Here is a 5,926-nt window from a genome sequence, read left to right as displayed (position 1 = left end):
GCACCTCGGCGGTCGCGGTGGCGGCGTACGAGCCGGCCGCGCCCCGGGTTACCACGACCAGGCGTACGCCCTCCTCGCGCAACCGGCCGGCGGCGGTCTCCACCGACTCGCCCGGGAACAGCCACGCCAGATCCTCGTCACTGGCCTTGACCAGGTGCGCGTACCGGGCCAGGGCGAGCAGCCGACGCCGGGCCCCGTCCGGGTCGGCGAGCATCGCCGGACGGACGTTCGGGTCCAGGCTGACCAGCACCCGCCCGGCGGCGTGCTCCCGGGCCAGCACGTCCGCGACGAGGTCCGCAGCGGGTGGCAGGAGGACCGCGAGCGAGCCGGTGTGGAGTACCCGTGTGCCGGCCGGCAGGGTTTCCAGCTCCTCCGGCGTCCAGTGCCAGTCGGCGGTGCCGTCGAGGTGGAAGTCGTAGCTGGCCGCCCCCGTGTCGCCCAGCGAGACGACGGCCAGGGTGGCCGGGCGGTCGTCGAACACCGCCGACCCCAGGTCCACACCGTTGGCCACGGCGTGGTCGCGCAGCCGCCGCCCGAAGGCGGTACGCGAGAAGCGAGCCAGCATCGCGGTGGGACGGCCGAGCCGGGCCAGCCCCACCGCCACGTTGAGCGGGCTGCCACCCGGGTGAGCGGCGAAGAGGCCGTCGCCGCCGGCGGGGGCCAGGTCGACGACGGCCTCACCGAGCACGGCGAACACGCTCAGGCCCTCGCTGCCACGGCCCCGGTCGGCACCGCCGCCTCCGCCTGGGTGGGGGCGACCGGTCCGGCCTGCTCCTCGTCCGGTGCGACGTCGCGGCGGTCGTGCACCGAGTACGGGGTGCCGGGCGCGGCGTCGCCGAGCAGCACGGTGCCGTCGGCGGCGACCCGCACCGGGATCGGGTCACTCAGTTCCCCGACGAAGCGGCCCTGGGCGTCATGGTTGAGGAAGGCGAGCAGCTGCCACCGGCCGTCGGCGTCCCGGACCAGCCGGCCGCTGTAGAGGCTGTCGTCGGTGAGCCGCTGGGCGCGGGCGGCGTCGAACGGGCCGAGCAGCGAGTCACCGGGTACCACCCAGACACCGCAGGCGGCGGCGTCCCGGCAGCGTTCGGCGAGGTGGTCGCGCAGGCAGGAGAAGACCAGCAGCGGCTGGCCGTCGACGATCTCCACCTGCGGGACCTCCAGGTGGCCGAAGCCGCTGCCGGGCGCGGTGACCGGCGGCTGGGCGGTCCAGTGCAGGAGATCGTGCGAGCGGGCGTGGGCGATGACGCCCCGGTCGTCGACCGGACCCTCGTTGCTCCGCGCGGTGATCAGCATGTGCCAGCCGTCGCCGTCCGGGTCGGCGAACACCCACGGGTCCCGCCACGCCTCGTCGTGCCAGGTGGAGTCGCCGTAGCGCTCGTACCAGCGGCCGGCGGCGGTGAGCACCGGCGAGGTCGGGTGGCGCTCCCAGGTCAGCAGGTCCGACGACGTGGCCAGGCCGATCCGCTGGACGAGGGCCCGCTCGGTGCTGCCGGCACCGGTGTAGAACATGTACCACCGGTCGTCCGGGCCACGTACCACCGAGCCGGTCCAGGTGGCGATGTCGTCGAACGCGGGCCGGTCGGCTGGCACCAGCGCGTCGGCGAGTTGCGTCCATTCCCGCAGGTCGGTGGAGACGGCGTGGCCGACGCTGACCCGCCAGTGCCGCCGGTCCGGGTCGCCCAGCGCCCGGGAGGCGCGCAGGAAGAACAGGTGGTGGGTGTCGCCCTCGCGGGCGAACCAGAAGTCCCAGATCCAGGCGTCGGGCAGTCGCAGCACGGTCGTTACCTCTTCCTCGTACGCCGCGCTCGGGCGGCGGAGTGCGTCGGCGCCGCGTGGGGCGCGGCGGGGGTGCGTCGAGCACGCGAGCCGGCGGAGCCGGTCGCGGGTGTCCGCCGTGGGGGACGGCGGGTCGGGTCAGCGGGGCGGGGCGACGGAGTCGCGGCGTACCAGCGGGCAGGGCATGACGACCTGCCGGGCGGGACGCCGGCGACCGCCCTTGGGCTGGTCGAGCACCTCGACCATGGTCTCCACCGCCCAGGCGCCCATCTCGTAGTGCGGCAGCGCCACCGTCGTCAGCCCCGGGTGCAGGCCCTCGGCGATCAGCTCCTGGTTGTCGAAGCCGATCACCGACAGGTCACCGGGGATGCTCAGGCCCAGTTCCGCCGCGGCCCGCCAGGCGCCCATCGCCATCCGGTCGTTGAAGCAGAACAGGGCGGTGGGCCGCTCCGGTCGGTCCAACAGCTCCCGGGCCGCCCGGTAGCCGCCGTGGCTGTCGGAGACGTCAGCCCGTACCAGCTCCGGCCGGAACGGCACGCCGGCCGCGTCGAGGGCCTCCCGGTAGCCGGCAAGCCGGCCCCGGGTGGCCGGGATGTCGTCGACGTTGGTCACGAAGCCGATGCGGCGGTGGCCGTGCGCGAGCAGCTCGCCGGTCGCGACCCGGCCGCCACCGGGCTCGTCCGGCACCACCGACGGGACCGCCGGGTCGGGGCTGCTCGCGTCGAGCAGCACCACCGGCATCGGCCGCAGTTCCTCGGGCACGCTGACGACCTGGTGGTACATCGTCGCGTAGAGCACGCCGTCGACCCGGTGCTGGTGCAGCGCCTGGATCTCCCGCCGCTCCACCTCGGGGTCGCCCCCGGTGGTGAGCAGCATGAGCACCCAGCCGCGGGCCGAGGCGGTCTCCTGCGCGCCGAGGATGATCCGCCCGGCGTGCGGGGTGGTGGCGATGACGTCGCTGAGCAGCCCGAGGGTGTGCGAGCGCTGCAGCCGCAGCCCCCGGGCCAGACCGTTCGCCGCGTAGCCGAGCTGGCGGGCCGCCGACTCGACACGTTCGCGGGTGTCCGGGCTGACCCGGGTGCCGGACTTGTTGTTGAGCACGTGGGACACGGTGGTCACCGAGACGCCCGCCGCGGCGGCGACGTCCCGGATGCTCGCCTTCTGCCCCATCAGCTCACCATCGCAGTGTTCGCGCGGGTCCGGTCGTCCGGATCGGACGGCCGGTCAACGGTATCGGACCGGTCACTCGTCCCACAGGCCGTGCTCGGGCCAGCGGCGCGGCAGTCGCTCCGCCACCGGCGGGAGCTCGGGCAGCGGCTTGTGTGGGTGGTGCTGATACCAGTACGCGACGGACGAGAAGTCGTTGCCCTGGTCGTTGGCGTGCCCGTGCTCGATGGTGACCTTGATCGACGTCGAGAAGCGCACCGGGTCCTCGATGTGGAACCGGTACATGCTCCACAGGCCGAAGTGCTCCTGCGGGCTGCTGGCCAGGCTGATGCCGTGGTACGGCCCGGCGTACGCCCCGCTGGGGAAGCCCCACGCGGCGTTGAAGTAGTCCTCCGTGCCGGTGCCGTGCAGCGACGGCGGCCACTGCTCGCCGTCGATGAAGATCATGTCGTCGCCCTCGCCGGGCCACGTGTACGGCTGGTTCGACGCGTTGTGGTTGTCGATGCTGAGCACGCAGCCGACGTAGTGGCCGGCGCCGCCGTCGGTGTCGAGGATGACGTAGTTGTCCGCGCCGGTCAGGTTGGTGCCGGGGAGGTCCCACGGGGCCGGCACCTCGCCCGGGGCGAGCCCGTTCGGCACCGGCGTGCACGGCTTCTCCTGCCGGTAGTACGCGTGGAAGTAGGCCACGTCGTCCGGCTTCGCCTCGTCGGTCAGGTCGTAGTCGACGTAGTAGAAGAGGTTCTCGATCGGCTTGTCGCTCTCGTTGCGGATCACGATCTTCGCGGAGCTGCCGAACGGCATCGGGAAGTACGAGTTCATCGCGGCGGCGAACGGGCCCTTCGGGCCGCGGCGCGGGCCGAACACCATGCTCAGCGGCAGCGACACGTAGTGCGTGCAGGTGGCGTGCCCGACCCCGAAGAAGTCGCCGAGCGGGCTGCGGACGCTCGGGTTCTCCTCGCCGTCCCAGTACATCTCGATGACCAGCTTGCGCAGGTACTTCTCGGAGTAGCAGCGGGTGGTCAGCCAGATGTGCTCGATGACGCCGGTGCCCTCGATGTCGGCGAGCACGTGGGTCTCGCCGGGCGGCACGACGGCGAAGTCGCGGTTGCCGCCGGTGCGGTCCCAGCTCGACTCACGCTTGGAGCGGCCGGCCTTGACCCGGGTGAGACCCGCGAGGGGACTCGTGGGGCGCCAGAACGACATGGTGGTTCCTTTCTGGGGGTTGTGCGAGGGGGAGCGGCGGTCAGCCCTTGACCGCGCCGAGGCTGAGCCCGGCGACGATCCGGCGCTGCAGCAGCAGCGTCAGGACGACCGCGGGTACGGAGTAGAGGGTGGCCAGGGCCGTCATCGGGCCCCAGTCCAGGCCGAACTGGCTCTGGAAGTTGGCGATGGCGATGGGGGTGGTCTGGGCCCGGATCGAGGTGAGCAGCAGGGCGAAGAGGAACTCGTTCCAGGAGGCGAGGAAGGCGAAGATCGCGGTGACCGCCACGCCCCCGGAGACCACCGGGAGGATGACCCGCCGCAGCGCGCCGAGTCGTCCGCACCCGTCGACCAGGGCGGCCTCCTCGATCTCCCGGGGCACGCCCTCGAAGAAGCTGGCCAGCAACCAGATCGACAGGGGCAGCGCCACCGTGGTCTGCGCCAGGGCCAGGCCGGTGGGCGTGTCGGTGAGGTTGACCGCGCCGAGGATGGTGACCAGCGGAATGCCGATCGCCACCGCCGGTGCCATCCGGACCAGCAGGGAGCCGGCCATCAGCAGTCGTCCGGTGCGGGTGCGGTACCGGGTGATGGCCCAGGCCGCCGGGATCGCCAGGGCCATGGACAGCAGCGTGGCGATGACCGCCGTGCTGACGCTGTTGATGAACGAGGCGGTGACGCCGGGCCGGTTCAGGGCGGTCACGTAGTTGTCCAGGCTGAACCGCTCGGGCAGCACGGTCGGCGGCACCGCGATGGCGTCGACCGGCGGCTTGAACGAGGTGAGGACGAGGTAGACGAACGGGAAGCCGTAGATCACGACGACCGCGACGGCGGCGGCCCAGAGCAGCCCGGTCCTGATCCTTGCGGCGAGCACGTGGGACATCAGGACTCCCTACCGGGCCGCCAGATGGTCAGCACCGCGACCATCGCGACCGCCATCATGACGATCATGAACAGGGTGCTGGTGGCGGCGGCCGTGCCGGGATCGTTGTAGCTGACCATCGTCTTGTAGATGGTCAGGCTCAACGTCTCCGACGCGGACTGCGGGCCGCCGTCGGTCTGGATGAGGATCACGTCGAACGCGCGGGCGGCGTCCACGCCCCGGATGATCAGCGCCACCGCGATCACCGGCCGCAGCAGCGGCAGGGTCACGCTGACCAGCAGGCGCAGGCCCCGGGCACCGTCGAGGCGGGCCGCCTCGTACAGGTCCGGCGGGATCGCCTGGAGGCCGGCGTACAGGACCAGGGTCATGAACGAGGTGGTGAGCCAGATGTCCGGCAGCGCCACCGAGAAGAGCACCAGGTCCGGGTCGCTGAGCCAGGAGACGTCACCGGGGTCGTCCAGGATCCCGACCCGCGCGAGCAGTTCGTTGACGATGCCGACGTTGTCGATCATCAGGAACCGCCAGAGCAGGCCGGCGACCACCGGGGCGATCATCAGCGGGTAGAGGAACAGCGTCTGGAGGATCCGCGCCCGCGGCCCGAGCCGGTGGAACAGCAGCGCCACCGCCAGGCCGAGCACCAGTTCGGCCGTGACCACGATGACCGTGTACGCCAGCGTCCGCCCGGCCGCCGCCCGGATGGCCGGGTCGGTCAGTGCGGTGACGTAGTTGTCCAGTCCCGCGAAGCTGCGCCCGTCGCCGAGACCGGACCCGGTGTACAGGCTGTCGACCGCCAGCTTGACCAGGGGCCAGCCGACCAGCGCCAGCAGCACCACCACGGCCGGCGCGGCGAGCAGGGTGGCGTACCCGGCGTCCGACAGCCCACGGCGGGGCCGGGGCCGCCGC

General features: G+C 72.5%; 6 protein-coding genes. All 6 read right to left on the bottom strand.

The features are described 5' to 3' along the window. The coding region (locus AB0I76_RS20630) for a PfkB family carbohydrate kinase (RefSeq protein WP_357037751.1) at nucleotides 1-697 on the bottom strand (697 nt) is incomplete at its 3' end. Between the two features lie 2 nt (nucleotides 698-699). Further along, the gene (locus tag AB0I76_RS20625) at nucleotides 700-1,776 is read right to left on the bottom strand and encodes a glycosyl hydrolase family 32 (RefSeq protein WP_357037748.1); all 1,077 of its coding nucleotides are present in this window, start codon (nucleotides 1,774-1,776) and stop codon (nucleotides 700-702) included. Between the two features lie 138 nt (nucleotides 1,777-1,914). Then, entirely contained in the window at nucleotides 1,915-2,946 is a 1,032-nt protein-coding gene (locus tag AB0I76_RS20620; protein ID WP_357037745.1) for a LacI family DNA-binding transcriptional regulator, read from the bottom strand. A gap of 72 nt (nucleotides 2,947-3,018) precedes the next feature. Then, nucleotides 3,019-4,146, bottom strand: a complete 1,128-nt coding sequence (locus AB0I76_RS20615) for a glycoside hydrolase family 172 protein (protein WP_357037742.1) — start codon at nucleotides 4,144-4,146, stop codon at nucleotides 3,019-3,021. A 40-nt stretch (nucleotides 4,147-4,186) separates the two neighbouring features. After that, nucleotides 4,187-5,023, bottom strand: a complete 837-nt coding sequence (locus AB0I76_RS20610) for a carbohydrate ABC transporter permease (RefSeq protein ID WP_357037738.1) — start codon at nucleotides 5,021-5,023, stop codon at nucleotides 4,187-4,189. After that, on the bottom strand, nucleotides 5,023-5,926 hold a 904-nt coding region (locus tag AB0I76_RS20605; protein WP_357037736.1), incomplete at its 5' end, for a sugar ABC transporter permease. The genes AB0I76_RS20605 and AB0I76_RS20610, both read right to left, overlap by 1 nt.

The organism is Micromonospora sp. NPDC049799 (assembly GCF_040656655.1).
In the GTDB taxonomy this organism is placed as follows: domain Bacteria; phylum Actinomycetota; class Actinomycetes; order Mycobacteriales; family Micromonosporaceae; genus Micromonospora.
Note: the sequence above shows the minus strand (reverse complement) of the source record. Positions and strands in the feature narration are given on the sequence as shown.